This is a genomic window from Xanthobacter sp. 91 (genome assembly GCF_000702385.1).
GTDB classification, from domain to species: domain Bacteria; phylum Pseudomonadota; class Alphaproteobacteria; order Rhizobiales; family Xanthobacteraceae; genus Xanthobacter; species Xanthobacter aminoxidans.
Window position 1 is genome coordinate 5000225 of the sequence record NZ_JNIB01000001.1, and the last position, 16270, is coordinate 5016494.

The following is a 16270-nucleotide window of genomic DNA, read 5'->3' on the forward strand; positions in this document are numbered from 1 at the left end:
CCGGCACCTCGTGTTTCCCGAAGGAGGCTGCCATGTCCGAACCCCTTGCAATCACGCCCTCCAGCGATGTCGCCTTCACGGCGGCGGTGAAGGCGGCGCAGCAGGCGCGCGGCTCGCGCCAGGCCTATGCCCGCGTCGAGGCGCGCGGCGGCTTCCGCACGGAGCTGACGCCGGATTTCGTGCAGTTCCTCGGCGGGATCGACACCGCCTTCCTCGCCACCGCGAATGCCGCCGGCCAGCCCTATGTGCAGCATCGCGGCGGGCCGAAGGGCTTCATCCGCGTGCTGGACGCGCGCACCCTCGGCATGGCGGATTTCAGCGGCAACCGGCAGTACATCACGGTCGGCAATGTCTCGGAGAACCCGAAGGCCTTCCTGTTCCTGATGGATTACACCCACCGCCGCCGCATCAAGGTGTGGGGCGAACTCTCCATGGTGGAGGGAGATACGGACCTCGTGGCGCGCCTGATGCCGGAGGACTACGGCGCCATTCCCGAGCGTGCCCTGCTGTTTCACGTAACCGCATGGGACATCAACTGCCCGCAGCACATCCCGCAAAAGATCGACGCCGCGCTCGTCGCCGCCGCCTTGCAGGAGCGTGAGGCGCGCATCGCTGCGCTGGAGATGGAGGTCGCGCGCCTGCGCGGCCTCACCGGCGCGGACGACGCCGCAGGCGTGTGAAGCAAATCCCCCGTTCACTCGTTCGTGAACGGCGTAACGGGGGCCGCTTCCGCCGCGAATTCACTCACAGACAAGCAAAACCGGAACGGGGACGAGCCATGATCGACCTGCGCGAGGGCGTGCGCACACGCGCCCCGGGGTCTGGAGACCTGTGCGCCATCGCTGTGATGGCGAAGGCGTCGGCGCCCGGACGTACCAAGACGCGGCTCTGCCCGCCGCTCGATCCCACGGAGGCGGCGGCGTTCAACACCGCCTTCATCCAGGACATCGTTGGCAACATCCTCGCCGCCGGTCGAATGGCGCCGGTCTCTGCCTATGTCGCCTATGGGCCCGCAGGAGCCGCGCACTTCTTCGATGCCGTGCTGCCGCCGGGCGTCGGGCGGATGGAGGCGGTAGCCCCCGGCTTCGGCGCCTGCCTGACGATGACCCTCGCCCACCTCTTCGCCCTCGGACATCCGGCGGCAGCGGTGCTGAATGCTGACAGCCCGACGCTGCCCCCTGCCCTGCTCGCGGAACTTGCCGACGTGCTCGCCCACCCCGGCGACCGCGCCGTGCTCGGCCCGTCCACGGACGGCGGCTATTACGTGCTCGGCCTGAAGGCGCCGCACTGGCACCTGTTCGCGGACATCGACTGGAGCACCGAGCGCGTCTTCGAGCAGACGCTGGCGCGCGCCGCCGAGATCGACCTTCCCGTCCATGTGCTGCCGCCCTGGTACGACGTGGACGACGCGCATGCGCTGCGCCTGCTTCACGGCGAGCTGATCGCCGGCGTGCCCTTCGGCACCGCGCCCCTCGCCCGCGGCGCGGCACGCAACAGCGCGGACCTGCTCCGGCGCCTTCTCGCCCACGGACGCCTCGCGGAACGGCTCGGCCTGCCCGTGGCCGACATCGATCCTCCCTGCCGTCGCGCGTCCTGATCGCGGCCGCCTCCCCCTTCCAGCAACGGATCTTGACGATGAACGCTCTCACCCCCGGCGCGCCCGCCGTCTCCCGCCGCTATTTCGAGCGGGCGGAAACGGACCGCACCAGCGTGCCGGTCCGAAAGCCGGTGTGCCTCTATCTGGAGACCACGAACCGCTGCAACCTGCTCTGCACCACCTGCCCGCGCACCTATGAGGAGCTTGAGCCGCCAGCGGACATGAGCTGGGAGCTGTTCACCTCCATCGTGGACCAGATCCCCGATCTCGAACGCTGCGTGCTGCACGGCGTCGGCGAACCCATGCTGGTGCCCGACCTCGACCGCATGGTCCGCTACCTCAAGGATCGCGGCACCTATGTGCTGTTCAACACCAACGGTACGGTGCTGACCGAGAAGAACGGCCGCGCCATGATCGCCGCCGGCCTCGACGAACTGCGCGTCTCCCTCGATGCCGCCAACGCCCATTCCTACCGCGCCATCCGCGGCAAGAACTACTTCGACCGCATCCTGAAGAACGTGCGCGCCTTCCGCGAGCTTCAGGAGCGCGAGGGCCACACCAATCCCCGCGTCTCCGCCTGGCTGACGGGCCTCAAGGAGACCATCTCCGAACTGCCGGACTTCGTGCGCGTGGCGGCGGAGCTGGGGGTGCGGGAAGTCTATCTGCAGCGCCTCGTCTTCTTCGAGCAGGAGGCCATCGGCCGCGCCCGCCCGGATCAGGCGCTCTACGAGCAGATCAACACCGATGAAGCCGCCTATATCGCCGAGGCGGCGCGGGTGGCGGCAGAGCTGGGGATGGTCTTCTCCGCCTCCGGCGCGGCCTCCGAGCCGGGCATGAGCCTGAAGCGGCCGGAAGAAGGCTCGCCCTGGTCCATGTGCCGGCGGCCGTGGACCGTGATGTACTTCACCGCCAACGGACGGGCCCTGCCCTGCTGCATCGCGCCCTTCTCCCAGCGCGGCTACGAGAACTACACGCTGGGCGACGCGACGACCCAGTCCCTGTCCGACATCTGGCACGGCGACGCCTACAAGGCGTTCCGCGCCGGCCTCCTCTCCGAAACGCCGCCGGCCGCCTGTGCCAATTGCGGCCTGCGCTGGAGCCTGTAGATGGCCCGCGCAGGCGCTCCGAGGGTCGCCCTCGTCATCCCGACGCTGAACGAGGCCGAGGCCATCGCCGCGACGCTCGCGGAGATTCCCACCGGCGTTGTTGATCTCGTGGTGGTCGCCGATGGCGGCTCCACCGACGGCACGCAGGAAATCGCGGCGGCGGCGGGGGCCACCGTGCTCGCCTCAGGCCGCGGCTTCGGCCGCGCCTGCCTTGAAGGCGTGTGCGAGGCCCGCGACGCCGACATCATCGCCTTCATGGATGCGGACGGCGCGGATGATCCGGCTTTCCTGCCGGCGCTGCTCAGGCCGCTCGCCGAGGGCAAGGCCGACTTCGCCATCGCGTCCCGCACCCGCGGCGTGCGCGAGCCCGGCGCCATGGCCTGGCACCAGGTGGCGGCGGGGCGCGCGGCGGGCTTCGGCATCCGCGCGCTCTACGGCGTCGCCTATTCGGACATGTGCACCTTCCGCGCCATCCGCCGCGAGGCGCTGGTCGGGCTCGGCATGCGCGAACTGACCTATGGCTGGAACATCGAGATGCAGATGCGCGCCGCTCGCGCCGGGCTCGCCATCGTCGAGATTCCCGTCGCCTATCGCCGCCGCAGAGGCGGCGTCTCCAAGGTCGCCGGCAACCTCTCCACCACCCTGACCGCCGGCACCCGCATCGTCTCCACCTTCCTGCGGGTCGCGACCCAGAGCGCCGCGCCCGCCGTCGCGCCGAACAAGATGTGAGTGATCGCCATGCTGCTGCAGCCTCTCGACGAAGCCGACGACATCTCGCGCATGCGCGCCGTGCCTGTACCCTCCGGTTTCCTGCCTTCCGGTTTCCTGCCACTGATCGAGCGGGCGGACCATCGCGCGCCATCGGTGTTCCGGCCCGAGAACATGATGCGCGAGGCCCGCCGCCAGAAAGGGCTCGACGCTGGCCCGGTGCCGCGCGTGGTGCTGCTCGATCCCGACGGCGACATGGTGGACTATGTGCGCGCACATTTCGGCGCCGTCCGCTCGCCCTACTGGGCCTGCTACCACACGGACATGTGGACGTGGGAGGCGGAGGGCCTCTCCTTCGGCATCGTCGGCTATGCGGTGGGGGCGTCCTTCTCCGTGCTGGTGGCGGAGCAGGCCTTCGTCTGCGGCTGCGAGCTTTTGATCTCGGTGGCCTCCGCCGGGCAGATCGCCGAGCACGCGCCGCCCTCCTACCACATCATCATCGACCGGGCCCTGCGCGACGAGGGCACGAGCTACCACTATCTGCCGCCCGCCCCCTTCGCCCCGGCGAACCCGGAGGTGATCACCATCGCCCGCGCCGCCTGCAGCGAGGCGGTAGGACCGGTGCTGACCGGCGCCACCTGGACCACCGACGCCCCCTTCCGCGAGACCGAGACGGCCATCGCCCGCCGCAAGGCCGAGGGCCTGCTGGCGGTGGAGATGGAGGCGGCCGCGCTCTACGCCTTCGCCCACGCGCAAGGAAAGCCGGTGCTGTGCCTCGCCCACGTCACCAACCAGCTCGGCCGGGTACATGGCGACTTCGAGAAGGGCGACCACAACGGCGCCTCCCGCTCCATCGCCCTCGCCGCCGGCTTCGCCACCGCCTGGATGGCGCACTGCGCCCAAACCGTTCACCCCCGCTGAGAGGCCGGCCCCGATGCTCGACCGCACCGCCTATCTCGCCCTCGACGCATCGAGCCTGCCGCGCCGCCTCGGCGGACGGCCGGAGCTTCTGGACCGGCTCGGCCCGGCCGAGGCCTGGCAGGTGCGGGAAGTGGGGGACGGCAACCTGAACCTCGTCTTCATCGTCGAGGGGCCGAAGGGCTCCGTCGTGGTGAAGCAGGCGCTGCCCTATGCCCGCGTGGTGGGCGAGAGCTGGCCCATGTCCCTCGACCGCGCCTTCTTCGAGCACGAGGCGCTGTCGCGTCTCGGCGCGCGCGATCCCGGCCGGACGCCGGAGCTCCTCTTCTTCGATCCCGCCCAGGCGATGCTCGCCATGGAGCACCTGACCCCGCACAAGGTGGCCCGCCGCGCCTTCATGGCGGGGGAGGAACTGCCCCTGCTCGGCACCCACCTCGGGCTCTACCTCGCCCGCACGCTCTTCCGGGGCTCGGACTGGTCCATGCCCACGACGGCGCGCAAGGCCGACCTCGCCCTGTTCGCGGGCAATGCGGAACTCGCCGGCATTACCGAGGAACTGGTCTTCTCCGACCCGTTCAAAGCCGCCCCCCTCAACCGGCACACGCCGGGGCTCGACGACATCGCGAGCGCCTTCCGCGCCGACCGCCCGTTGAAGCTCGCGGCTGTGGAGATGAAGGCGCGCTTTGCGACCTGCGCCGAGACACTGCTGCACGGCGACCTGCACACCGGATCGGTGATGGCGACGCCCACCGACACGCGGGTGATCGACGCCGAGTTCGCCCTCTACGGCCCCATGGGCTTCGATGTGGGCGTGTGCCTGGCCAACCTCTGGATGGCCGCCTTCGCGCAGGAGGGCCACCGCGCCGATGCGCGGGCGGCGGGCGCCTATTGCGAATTCCTGCTGGCCACCGCCGGCATCCTGTGGCGGACCTTCGAGGCGGAATTCTCTCGCCTCTGGGCGCACGAGCGCACCGGCATCCTCGGCGGCTCCGACCTGTTCGATGCTCAGGGGGACGAGGCCGGCACGAAGGTGGCGCTTGCGACCCATCTGGCTTCCGTGTGGCAGGATGCTCTTGGCTTCGCCGGCATGGAGATCAGCCGCCGTATTCTGGGCCTTGCCCATATTGCCGAGTTCGAGACGATCGCGGACATCGGCCTGCGCGGGCGGCTGGAACGCCGCACCCTCGCCTTCGGCCGGCACCTGGCGCTGAACCGGCGGCAGATCCCGTCCATCGAGGCGGCGAACCTGCTGGCGGAAACGCAAAGGGCGCGGCCATGACCGCGCCCCTTCCCAATCAGCGCCGGGTGATGGCGATGCGGATGATGTCGTCCGGCGGCACGCTCTGGCCGGCAGCGGGCGTCCAGGAGGCGAGCTTCGGCAGGTCGTCGCGCGGGATGTCCAGAAGCGCGATCTGCCGGCCGAGGATCGCCACCGTCTCGAGGGGCACCGGCACTGGCCGGCCGCCGTGGCCGAACCAGCCGCCCACCGGCACCACGAGCACGATGCCGCCCTCCGGCGTGCGCGCCACCTCGGTGACGAAGCCCAGCGTGCGGTCGTCGAAATCGAGCAGCGGCAGGCCCACGAGATCGCCCACCCGCACCTTCTGGGGAAAGCGCTCGGCCATCCGCTCGGCGGGGGTGAGGTCATCGTCCCCCGGCGCGGTCTGGGTGTTGGCGTGGGGCGGACCGCCCGCGAAGGCCGGCGCGCCGATGCCGGTCGCACCGAGGACGAGGGCGAGCGCCAGAACAGGACGAATGGGGTTCATGCAAAGACTCCAAGAGTTTTTATCTGACGATATACATCGTCATATACGAATCTCGGTCAATATTTATTACAAGATACAAAAATAAATACGCAAAATCCGGAACGAAAGCGATGCACATGAAAGAACACACATCAAGACGCATGCATCCGCTTGCCTTGCGGATCATGCACTGGACCAACGCCATCGCCATGATCGTCATGATCGGCAGCGGCTGGAAGATCTACAATGACGAGGTGATCTTCGGCTTCCTGCACTTCCCGCAGGCGATCGTGCTCGGCGTGTGGGCGCAGCACGCCTTGCAATGGCACTTCTTCGGCATGTGGGTGCTGGTGCTGAACGGCCTCGCCTATCTCGCCTACGGCATCGCGACGGGCCGTTTTGCCCGCCTGTTCTTCCCCATCCGCCCCCGCGAGGTGATCGCCGAGGCTGTCGCCGCCCTGACCTTTCGCCTGAAGCACCAGGATCTCACCCACTACAACGCGGTGCAGAAGCTGCTCTATGTGGGGGTCATCACCATCATCGTGGTGCAGGTGGCCTCCGGCCTCGCCATCTGGAAGCCGGTGCAGTTTTCCGGGCTCGTCTCGATGTTCGGCGGCTTCCAGTCGGCGCGGCTGATCCACTTCCTCGGCATGGCGGCCATCGTGCTGTTCATGGTGGTGCACGTGGCCCTCGCATTGCTAGTGCCGAAGACGCTCGTCGCCATGTTCACCGGCGGCCCGCGTCTTGCCGATCCCGACACCCTCCCTGCCGATGGCGCGTCCGCGCCCGATCCCTCGCGCTGACCTGAGGCAAGCCCATGTCCCTCCGCTCCTTCTTCCGGCCGAACCGGGCCTCCATCACGCGACCCGACCAGAGCCTCCTCGTGGAGAACCGCGCCCTCCTCGAGCGCATCGACCGCCGCAAGCTGCTGCGCGGTTCGCTGAGTCTGGGCGCGATGTCGCTCCTCGCCGGCTGCGACATCTCCAATCGCGAGGAGGTTCAAGGGGTTCTTCGAACCGTCTCCGACTTCAACGACGGCGTGCAGGCGGCCCTGTTCGACCCGAAGCGGCTCGCCCCCACCTATTCCCGCGACCTCGTGGTGAAGCCGCCGCGCTTCAACGCCTATTACGAGATCGACGAGGTGAAGCCGGTGGACCTCTCCACCTGGCAACTGGAACTCTCCGGCCTCGTCAAGGACAAGCGGCCGTGGACGCTGGACCGCGTCAATGCGCTACCGCAGCAGGAAGTGATCATCCGCCACATCTGCGTGGAAGGCTGGGACTATATCGGCCAGTGGTCCGGCCCGAACCTCAGGGACTTTCTCACCCGCATCGGCGCGGACCTCACGGCGAAGTACATCGCCTTCTACGGCAATGACGATTACATGGAGAGCATCGACATGGCCTCGGCGCTCCACCCGCAGACGATCCTTGCCACGCACTATGCCGGCGAGCCCATCACGGACCCGTTCGGCGCACCCATGCGGCTGCGCACGGCGGTGAAGCTCGGCTTCAAGAATCCCAAATGGATCCGCGCCATAGAAGTCACCAACACCTATCCCCTCGGCTTCTGGGAGAAGCAGGGCTTCAACTGGTTCGCCGGCCTGTGACGGCCGGCGCCGCCCGCTGATGGTGTCCCTCCCGAGCCTTCTCTTATGCATCCCGCTGGCGCTTGTCCTGTGGGGAATACCCGGCTGGTTTCTGGCGCGCGGACTGGGGCAAGGCCGGACGGCGGCGCTGGCGTTGGCGCCTGCGCTCGGATGGGCCACGCAGACACCGGCTGCCCTCGCCGTGGCCCATCTGTTCGGCCTCTCTCCGGTCGTCATCATCGGATCGACGGCGCTGCTGAGCCTGTGCGCGCTCGCCCTTCCCCGCGCGTCGGCCGGTGGGCGCTTTCCGCTCCTCGCGCTCGTGGTCGCCGGGCTGCTGGCGCTGGTGCCGATGCTGGGTGTGCTGCCGAAGATGATGCCGGATGGCGCCATCGCGCTCGCCTCCCCCATCTACGACCACGCCAAGATCATCCTCATCGACGAGATCGCGCAGAACGTCACCGTCCCGCCCGCCAATCCGGTGTTCGGGGCGGGCGGCGCGGCGGGGACGGTGGCCTATTATTATCTCTGGCACTTCGGCGCAGCGGAACTCGCCCTCCTGTCCGGCGCACACGGCTGGGCGGCAGATGCAGCCGCCACCTGGTTCACCGGCTTCGCGGCGCTCGCGCTCGTCGCTGGGCTCGCCTTCCGCCTGCGCCCCGGTTCATCCGCCCCGTTCCTCTCGCTCCTCGCCGCATCGGCGGGCTCGCTGCGGCCGGTATTGGCGGCGCTCTTCGGCGGGGCGCGGGTGGATCTTGCGCTCGAACCCGCATCGGGCCTCGCCGGGCTCCTCTACCAGACGAGCTGGAGCCCGCATCACGTCGCCTCGGCCACGGCCTGCGTGATCGCGGTCCTGCTGATGGCGCGGTTGCGCGCGGGGTCCGGTGCCGGGCAAGGGGCAGTGCTGGCGGCGATGATCGGGCTCACCGCAGCAGCGGCCTTCGGCAGCTCCCTGTGGGTGGGAGGCGTCACCTTCGCGCTGGCTGGGACGGCGGCGGCGCTGGTTGTGGCCTTCTCCGGGCCGACAAAGGGCCGCCTGCGCTTCCTCGCGACGCTGGCTGGTGCGGCGCTGGTGGCGCTGGCGCTCGTCGCGCCACTGCTGATGGCGCAAATCCATGCGGCGGCAACGCGGGGCGGTGGAACTCCCGTCCAGCTCACGCCGCTGCCCGTGTTGGGGCCGGGATGGCCGGATGCGGCACGCGCGGTGCTCGATCCGCTCGCCTACTGGCTGGTGCTGCTGCCGGTGGAGTTTCCGGGCATTGTCTTCGCTGGCGTCGCGGGGCTTGCGCTGGTGTTCGCCGGGCGCATGGGCGGTCGGGCGGCCCGGCAGATCGCGCACCCGCTGGCGGCGCTGGCCGTCGCGGCTCTGGCGGTGAGCGCCACCCTACAAAGCACGGCAGGGGAGAACAACGATCTGGGCTGGCGCGCGGTGCTGCCCGCCGTTCTGGTGCTGGCGGCCTTCGCGGGCGCTGCTCTCGCGGAGGCGCTGTCGATGGCGCTGCTCTGGGCCATGCAGACACGGCGCGCTCGGGAGGGCCGTGTCCTTCTCGCCGCGGGCCTCGCTCTTGTCGCCCTCGGACTGCCGGACACAATCGCCCTCGGCCACCGCAACATCACGGGTGAACCGAGCGCGGACGGCCGCGTCTTCGCCGGTGATCCGGCGCTGTGGCGGGCGGTGCGGCGGGCGGTTGGGCCGGAGGTGCGGATCGCCAGCAATCCGGCGCGGCTGGAGAAGCTGACGCCCTGGCCCATCAACCTGTCATGGGCGCTCCTGTCGCGCCGCCGCTCCTGCTTCGGCGGGCAAGAGATGGCGCTCGCCTTTGCGCCGCTCTCCGCATCCGAGCGTGTGGACGCGGCAATGCTCTTCGACCGGGTTTTTGCCGGCACCGGAACGGCGGAGGACGTGGCAACCTTGCGCCGGACCTTGGGCTGCGGCGCCATCGTCGTCACCGCGCAGGATGGCGCCTGGAGTGCCGATCCTTTCGCCTTGAGCCCGCTCTATCGGCTGGCAGAGGAAGAGGACGGGCGGTGGCGCATCTATGTGGCGAGCACGGTCGCCCGCTGATCCCTCTGAAACGCGAAAAGCCGGCCGCGATGGAGAACCACCGCGGCCGGCTTTTGTGAGGCCCGATCAGCTGTTGCCGAGGCCGCGATCACCGAGCTTGAACAGCGCGCGGTCGGCATCGGAAAGGGTGTGCTCGGGCTTCTGCGCCCCGGCAAAGCCGTGGTGCACCCCGGTATCCGCACCATAACCGAGCGGCGCGGGATCGGTGTGGGTGATGCCGGCGGCGACGCGCACGCTCTCGCGGTTCACGGCGGTCTCGGTCTCGTCCGCGAAGGCGGCAGTGCCCAGGGCCAGAGCAGAGGCGAGGACGGCGAGGGAGAGGATCGACTTACGCATGTATTTTCTCCAGTATCGAAGCGTTGATGCTGGATATTCCGCAAGTCGAACCTCTCAGGTTACAATCAGTTCGAAAGACCTGTTCAACAGATTTTGAGATCACGATAATCCTCCACGCAACGCTGCCGAAACACTGTCGGGACCAAGGTCTCCGCGGCACGTCCCGGCACCCTCGCATCCTCGTGATCGCGCCGCGTGTAACCTTTCAGCACCGCCCCGCGAATTCGGGCTCATGAGGGGGAATTTCATGAGCCGAGAACCCGACCTGGAAGCGCTGATGCGCGCGAGCCAGTCCGGCGATGCCGAGGCGCACCGGGCGCTTCTGCAGCATGTGTCCGTGCGACTGCGCAGCTATTTCCGCAACCGCCTGCGCCGCAGCGGTGCCGGGACGGACGATGCGGAGGATCTAGTGCAGGACACCCTTCTGGTGCTGCACACCAAGCGCCACACCTATGATGGCTCCTCGCCCGTCCTCGCCTGGACCTACGGCATCGCCCGCTACAAGCTCATCGACCACCTGCGCCTCAACGCGCGGGCGCTACGCAACGTGCAGATCGACGAGATGGACGATCTCGCCGACGTGGACAGATATGAAGCGGTGGATACATCGCGGGAACTGCACCGGGCGCTGGATACGCTACCCCGGCATTTCCGGCTGCCCATCGAATACGTGAAAATCGAGGGCCTCAGCATTGCCGAGGCCGCGGCCCGCATCGGCATGACCGATGCCGCGGTGAAAATCGGAATCCATCGCGGCATGAAGAAGCTTGCTGCCCTTTTGTCGGAGGCACGCCCATGAACACCGACGACCTCATCGATTTCCTCGCCACCCGCGTCGAGGCGGTGGACCCGGGCCGGCAGGATCGCCTGCTGACGCTCGCCATGGCCGGCTCGCTCTGCCTCGCGGCTCTCGCCTGCATCTTCGCGCTGGGGGTGCGGCCGGACCTGTTGCGAGCGATGGGCTCATTCGATTTCGTGCTGAAGGTCGGCTTCCTCGCCGCGATGGTCGCCATCGCCGCGCACGGGCTGCGCCGGGCGGCGCGGGCCGGCCGGGCGAGCGGCAAGCTGCTCCGCCTCGCCCTCCTTCCGCTGGCGCTGGTGTGGTTCGCCGCGGTTATGCAGATCGTCGCCACGCCCGCGACCAGCGGCATGGCGACCATGTTCAACGACTGGTTCGTCTGCGTGCTCGCCATCCCGCTCCTGTCGGTCATTCCGCTCGTGGTGCTCACGCTGGTGCTGCGCGAGACGGCGCCGACGGACCTGCACTATTGCGGGGCGCTGCTCGGCCTCGTGGCCGGCGGCATCGGCGCCCTCGCCTATGCGTCCTTCTGCGTGAATGATGCGCCGGTCTATGTGGGCATCTGGTACGCGGCGGGCCTCGCCATCGTCACCGGCTTCGGCTGGCTGACGGGACCGCGTTTCCTCAAGTGGTGAGCCCGGCCCCGGCCGCTGCCCGCGCGGAAAAGGCGGACAGCGGCCGGGTCATGTTCCCCTCAACGCGCGTCAGGCTTGCCCGGCGCGGTGGCGGGGAGCGAGCGGGCGAGGAAGTCGCGCATCAGGACGGCGATCTCGGCGCCCCTGTCTTCCAGGGCGAAGTGGCCGCTGTTCAGGAGGTGCAGTTCCGCCTTCGGTAGATCCCTCAGATAGGCCCGCGCGCCAGCAGCCGGGAAGATTTCGTCATTGGCGCCCCAGACGATGAGCGTCGGCGGCTTCTTCTCCCGGAAGAAGGCGTGGAACTGCGGGTAGAGGGCGATGTTGTTCGCATAATCCTTGAACAGATCGAGCATGATCTCGTCCACGCCGGGCCGGTCGAGCAGCGCCTGATCCACCAGCCAGGTGTCGGGATCGATGCGGGAGACATTGGCAACCCCGTTCACATATTGCGAGCGGGTCGCCTCAGGGGTCAGGCCCGCGCGCAGCGCCTCGCGGTTGGCCTGTGATCCGTCCGCCCAATAGGCCTTGAGCGGCGACCAGAACGGGCTCAGCCCCTCCTCATAGGCATTGCCGTTCTGCACCACCAGCGCGGTCACCCGCTCTGGGTGCTTGAGCGCCAGCCGGTAACCCACCGGCGCACCGTAATCCATCACATAGAGCGCATATCGACCGGCCCCGAGCGTGCCCATGAGGCCGTCGACAAGATCGGCGAAGGCGGCAAAGCCATACGTGAACTGCGCGCGATCCGGCACGCCGCTGTGGCCGAAGCCGGGATAGTCCGGCGCGATCACCCGGTAGCGGTCGGCGAGCAGTGGGATGAGGTTTCGGAACATGTGCGAGGAGGACGGAAAGCCGTGCAGCAGCAGGAGAACCGGCGCGTCCACCGGCCCCGCCTCGCGATAGAAGATCTCGACGCCGGCGATGCTCTTCGAGCGGTAATGCACCGTAGGCGAGAGGGCGGCCGGCACCGTCGCCGTGGCGGCGGGCGCGGGCGGCGAGGCGGCAGAAGTGGGGGTCGGCAGCGACAGGGCGACGAGGACGGCCATCGCGGCGAGCGAAATCCGTCCCGACACCGAAGTTGGGGAAAGCATCAGGGGCACGAGGCTGGCTCCATTGGAGGGCGGCCGCGCCGGATGGTCCGGCGCGGCGCTGTCGGGAACGATGTCAGGCGACGCGGGCGAGGAAGCCGCGGATGGCGCCGGAGATCTCCGGCAGGTGGGTTTCCAGCGCGAAATGGCCGGCGTCGTAGGCATGCACCTCGGTCGCGGGCACCAGCGCCTTGAACAGGTCGCGGCCCTCGGCGGTGAAGAAGGGATCGTTGTCGCCCCACACCACCAGAATGTTGGGCTGGCGGTCCTTCAGATAGGCTTGGAAGGCGGGATAGGAGCCCACATTGTCCTGGTAGCGATAAAGCAGCTCCAGCTGGATGCGGTCGTTGCCGGGGCGGTCGAGCAGCGCCTGGTCGTGGGTCCAGGTGTCGGGCGAGAGGCGGTCGGCGCGGGTGGACGAGCCATGCTCGTACTGGAAGCGCGTGGTCTCGGCGGCCAGGAAGCTGCGGACCGGCTTTTCAGTCTCCGCGTTGCGGTCAGTCCAATAGGGGCCGAAGGCGGCGGCGGCATTGGCGTGGAAGCCTTCGAGGTTCGCCACCGCATTCTGCACGATGAGCCCCGTCACCCGCTCGGGATGCCGGGCCGCGAGCCGGAAGCCCACCGGACCGCCGTAATCCTGCATGTAGAGCGCATAGCGGCGGATGCCGAGGCCTTCGAGCAGCGCCTCGACCACGTCGGCGAGGGTGTCGAAGCTGTAGGCGAACGCCTCGGGCGCCGGCGCGCTGGACTGGCCGAAGCCCGGATAGTCGGGGGCGATCACCCGGTAGCGATCAGCGAGCGCGGGAATGAGGTTGCGGAACATGTGCGAGGAGGAGGGAAAGCCGTGCAGCAGCACGACCACCGGCGCGTCGGCCGGGCCGGCCTCCCGGTAGAAGATGTCGAGCCCCCGGATGGCGGCACGGTGATAGGCGACCTCGGTCCCGGCGCCGGGGCGCGCGGCGGTGTTGACGGCATGCATGGGATGTCTCCACGTAACTGGCTTAAAGCCACTTATGGGGTTACACGCCACGAATAACCTGTCAATATCATTTTAAGAGGTTACGTCGACGGTGCGCGCTTGTGTCCACCCGGTAATCGCCTATCTTTCCGGTTACACGCCCGCCGACGCGGCGCCGGCAGCGGGCAGGATCCGGCGGCAGACAGAGAAGAGGTTCGTGTGAACACACCGCAGGAGAGCGACTTCCGCGACGGGATGCCCTTCCTCGGCAGTCGCCTGTGGATCGATCTCGTCAATTCCGCCCCCGCTGCGCTGGGGGATTTCCTGGCCACCGAGGATGGCTGGCAACGCTGGCTCAAGGCGGCGGGGCTTGATGCCGACGCCGCTCCCGCATTGCGGCCGCAGGCCCTCGCATTGCGTGAGGCGCTCGCCCGCCTGTTCGAATGCCTCAGGACCGGCAGCAAGCCCAAGCCGGCCGACCTTGATTTGGTCAACGCCCTGCTGGCGGCGGGCGCACCCCAGCCGCACCTTGCGTGGCGGGGCGGCGCGCTTGTGGTGGAGGAACACCCGCCCGAAAGCGCGGGTCCCCTCCCCGCCATCGCCGCAGATTTTGCCGATTTCGCCGCCCGCCACGAGCCGGCGCGGCTCCGGCACTGCGCCAATCCCGAGTGCAGCCTCGTCTTCTACGACACCGCCCGCAACGGCACCCGGCGCTGGTGCTCCATGGCCGCCTGCGGCAATCGCAGCAAGGTGCGCAGCCACCGCTTGCGCGCTTCGGCGGTCACTGAGGGATAGTCCCCGTTCAGCAGGCCCGCGGGCCTGCGTCCCGTTCTGCCGCCCCCTGCGGCACGAAGGCTGTCGCCTGGCCAAGGCGCGCCTCGAACTCCTCCGCAGGCATCGGCCGGCCGAACAGATAGCCCTGCCCTTCCGGACAATGGCGCGCGGCGAGATAGGCACGCTCGGCCTCGGTCTCGATGCCCTCGGCGATCACGTCCATGTCGAGAGCCCGCCCCATCTCCAGGATGGCGGCGATGACCGCCGCCTCCCGCGGCGCTTGCAGCATGGCCTGAACGAAGCTGCGATCGAGCTTGATGCAGCTCACCGGAAACCGGGTCAGCAGGCTGAGCGACGCATAGCCGGTGCCGAAATCGTCGAAGGCGATGTGGACACCCATCTGCCGCAGCCGTGTCAACGCGTCGATGGAGGTGGAATGGTCCGAGAGCACGATATTCTCGGTGATCTCAAGCTCCAGCGCCTCCGGCGGCAACCCATGCCGCGCCAGCGACTCCTCCACCTCGCGGGGCAGATCGCCGGTGCGAAACTGCGAGGCGAAGAGATTGACGGCCATGCGGAAATCGGCGGCCCCCTGCCGTCGCCAGCGGGCTGCCTGGGCGCAGCCCTCCTCGATGACCCAACGCCCGACCTGGGGCGCCAGCGCGCTCCCCTCCAGCGCCGGCAGAAAGGCGGCCGGAGACAGCAGGCCGCGGCTGGGATGCAGCCATCGGATGAGCGCTTCCGCGCCGACCAGCGCCCCATCCGACAGGCGCACCTGCGGCTGATAGAAAAGCACGAACTCCCCGTTCGCCACTGCCCGGTGCAAATCGATGCTGGAGAGGCGACGGTCCAGCGCATCGGTGCGCAGCGCTGGAGAATAGAGCGCGACGTTTGCCGTCGCCTGGGCCTTGGCGGCGTGGAGCGCGAGGTCGGCATCGCCGATCAGCTCCACCGGTTCCTGCGCATCACGAGGGAACAGCGCGATGCCGCAGCTTGCACTAATCCGCATGTCTTCATGCCCCATGGGGGCGAGCTCGGATATCTTGGCGAGGAGCTGGCGGGCGAAGGGCTTGGCCGCCTCGGCCGTCAGCCCGCAGACCCGCATGGCGAACTCGTCTCCGCCGATGCGCGCGACGGCGGTGCCGCTCGATGCTTCGGCGACCAGAAGCTGGCCGATCGCTCTCAACACATCGTCGCCCGCGGCAGGGCCGAGGATGTTGTTGATGTCCTTGAAGCCATCCACGTCCACCATCAGCAGTCCGCAGGCCCGGCCGGTGAGAAGCGCCGCCTCGACCGCCCGGTAGAACTGGCGGCGATTGGGCAGACCTGTCAAGGCGTCGATCTGGGCGAGGTGCGCGAGGTGCTCCGGCCCCACCACCCGCTTGGGCACCGCCGTTCGGCCCGCCGACGCGGCCAAGGCGAGGCGGCGGATCTCCAGCCGATCCATCACCATGTGGGCCAGATCGCTCAGGCGGACACGATCCTCGGCGCCGAAGCCGTCATAGGGCACCGTATCGAGGATGCAGAGCACGCCGATGGCGTGGCCGTCCGCCGAGAGCAGCGGTGCGCCGGCATAGAAGCGGATGTTGGTGGCGCCGGAAACCAGCGGATTGTCGTGGAAGCGCTCGTCGTGGGTCGCGTCCGGCACGACCATGGTGGCGCCCTGTAGGATGGTGTGGGCGCAGAAGGAGACCTCCCGGCGCTTGTCAACATCATCGCCGAACCCAGCGCTCGCCGCGAAGAACACGCTGTCGGTGCCGATCATGTTCACGGCCGCCATCGGCACGTTGAAGATGCGCAGGGCTATCTCGACCAATGGCGTGAGGTCGGCGACGGACCCCTGGCCGGCCAGGACATAGCTATCAAGCGCCGCGAGACGATCTTTCTCGTGCGGAGGTATTGGAGGGCACTTCATCCCTTTTCCCCCTTTCGTCAGCAGCTTAGGCCAAGCGA

The 16270-nt window shown here is 68.6% G+C and carries 17 protein-coding genes; 12 read left to right on the forward strand and 5 right to left on the reverse strand.

Translation table 11 applies throughout. The features are described from left to right. The first annotated feature begins 32 nt into the window (after window positions 1-32). The 6 genes from A37E_RS0123330 (at window position 33) to mtnK (ending at window position 5608) form a co-directional block, all read left to right on the forward strand. The gene (locus A37E_RS0123330) at window positions 33-680 is read left to right on the forward strand and encodes a pyridoxamine 5'-phosphate oxidase family protein (protein WP_029558830.1); all 648 of its coding nucleotides are present in this window, start codon (window positions 33-35) and stop codon (window positions 678-680) included. Between the two features lie 98 nt (window positions 681-778). Further along, window positions 779-1597, forward strand: coding sequence for a TIGR04282 family arsenosugar biosynthesis glycosyltransferase (locus tag A37E_RS0123335; protein ID WP_051679289.1), 819 nt, complete (start codon window positions 779-781; stop codon window positions 1595-1597). Between the two features lie 38 nt (window positions 1598-1635). After that, on the forward strand, window positions 1636-2703 hold the full coding sequence (locus tag A37E_RS0123340; RefSeq protein ID WP_029558832.1) for a radical SAM protein: 1068 nt from the start codon (window positions 1636-1638) through the stop codon (window positions 2701-2703). Beyond that, window positions 2704-3432, forward strand: coding sequence for a glycosyltransferase family 2 protein (locus A37E_RS0123345; RefSeq protein ID WP_029558833.1), 729 nt, complete (start codon window positions 2704-2706; stop codon window positions 3430-3432). 9 nt (window positions 3433-3441) lie between these two features. Continuing rightward, window positions 3442-4332 carry a nucleoside phosphorylase gene (locus tag A37E_RS0123350; RefSeq protein ID WP_029558834.1) on the forward strand — a complete coding sequence of 297 codons (891 nt, stop codon included), beginning with the start codon at window positions 3442-3444 and terminating at the stop codon, window positions 4330-4332. Window positions 4333-4345: 13 nt separating this feature from the next. After that, a complete protein-coding gene (mtnK, locus tag A37E_RS0123355; protein ID WP_038193635.1) occupies window positions 4346-5608 on the forward strand; it encodes an S-methyl-5-thioribose kinase in 1263 nt (420 codons plus the stop codon). Window positions 5609-5624: 16 nt separating this feature from the next. On the opposite strand, the gene A37E_RS0123360 is transcribed toward mtnK, so the two are convergent. Continuing rightward, entirely contained in the window at window positions 5625-6095 is a 471-nt protein-coding gene (locus A37E_RS0123360; protein WP_029558836.1) for a PRC-barrel domain-containing protein, read from the reverse strand. 140 nt (window positions 6096-6235) lie between these two features. Here A37E_RS0123360 and A37E_RS0123365 point away from each other — a divergent pair, with 140 nt between their 5' ends. The 3 genes from A37E_RS0123365 to A37E_RS0123375 are packed head-to-tail and all read left to right on the forward strand — an operon-like array spanning window position 6236 to window position 9727. Further along, window positions 6236-6877, forward strand: coding sequence for a cytochrome b/b6 domain-containing protein (locus A37E_RS0123365; protein ID WP_245279412.1), 642 nt, complete (start codon window positions 6236-6238; stop codon window positions 6875-6877). Window positions 6878-6891: 14 nt separating this feature from the next. Continuing rightward, window positions 6892-7683 carry a molybdopterin-dependent oxidoreductase gene (locus tag A37E_RS0123370; protein ID WP_029558839.1) on the forward strand — a complete coding sequence of 264 codons (792 nt, stop codon included), beginning with the start codon at window positions 6892-6894 and terminating at the stop codon, window positions 7681-7683. A gap of 19 nt (window positions 7684-7702) precedes the next feature. Next, window positions 7703-9727, forward strand: a complete 2025-nt coding sequence (locus A37E_RS0123375) for a hypothetical protein (RefSeq protein WP_156026411.1) — start codon at window positions 7703-7705, stop codon at window positions 9725-9727. Window positions 9728-9793: 66 nt separating this feature from the next. Here the strand turns inward: A37E_RS0123375 and A37E_RS0123380 are convergent, their stop codons facing one another. Beyond that, the gene (locus tag A37E_RS0123380; protein WP_029558842.1) at window positions 9794-10063 is read right to left on the reverse strand and encodes a hypothetical protein; all 270 of its coding nucleotides are present in this window, start codon (window positions 10061-10063) and stop codon (window positions 9794-9796) included. 247 nt (window positions 10064-10310) lie between these two features. Between A37E_RS0123380 and A37E_RS0123385 the strand changes: the two genes are divergently transcribed. Further along, on the forward strand, window positions 10311-10862 hold the full coding sequence (locus A37E_RS0123385) for a sigma-70 family RNA polymerase sigma factor (protein WP_024278687.1): 552 nt from the start codon (window positions 10311-10313) through the stop codon (window positions 10860-10862). Continuing rightward, window positions 10859-11497: a DUF1109 domain-containing protein gene (locus A37E_RS0123390; RefSeq protein WP_029558843.1), complete on the forward strand. Its 639-nt coding sequence runs from the start codon at window positions 10859-10861 to the stop codon at window positions 11495-11497. Before A37E_RS0123385 ends, A37E_RS0123390 begins: the two co-directional genes overlap by 4 nt. Before the next feature lie 59 nt (window positions 11498-11556). Here A37E_RS0123390 and A37E_RS0123395 read toward each other — a convergent pair whose 3' ends face one another. Then, the gene (locus A37E_RS0123395) at window positions 11557-12588 is read right to left on the reverse strand and encodes an alpha/beta hydrolase (RefSeq protein WP_029558844.1); all 1032 of its coding nucleotides are present in this window, start codon (window positions 12586-12588) and stop codon (window positions 11557-11559) included. A gap of 73 nt (window positions 12589-12661) precedes the next feature. Continuing rightward, the gene (locus A37E_RS0123400) at window positions 12662-13564 is read right to left on the reverse strand and encodes an alpha/beta hydrolase (protein WP_038193637.1); all 903 of its coding nucleotides are present in this window, start codon (window positions 13562-13564) and stop codon (window positions 12662-12664) included. A gap of 198 nt (window positions 13565-13762) precedes the next feature. Here A37E_RS0123400 and A37E_RS0123405 point away from each other — a divergent pair, with 198 nt between their 5' ends. Then, window positions 13763-14338, forward strand: coding sequence for an ABATE domain-containing protein (locus A37E_RS0123405; protein WP_197023035.1), 576 nt, complete (start codon window positions 13763-13765; stop codon window positions 14336-14338). 7 nt (window positions 14339-14345) lie between these two features. Here A37E_RS0123405 and A37E_RS0123410 read toward each other — a convergent pair whose 3' ends face one another. After that, window positions 14346-16232 carry a sensor domain-containing phosphodiesterase gene (locus A37E_RS0123410; RefSeq protein WP_081837748.1) on the reverse strand — a complete coding sequence of 629 codons (1887 nt, stop codon included), beginning with the start codon at window positions 16230-16232 and terminating at the stop codon, window positions 14346-14348. Window positions 16233-16270: the final 38 nt, after the last annotated feature.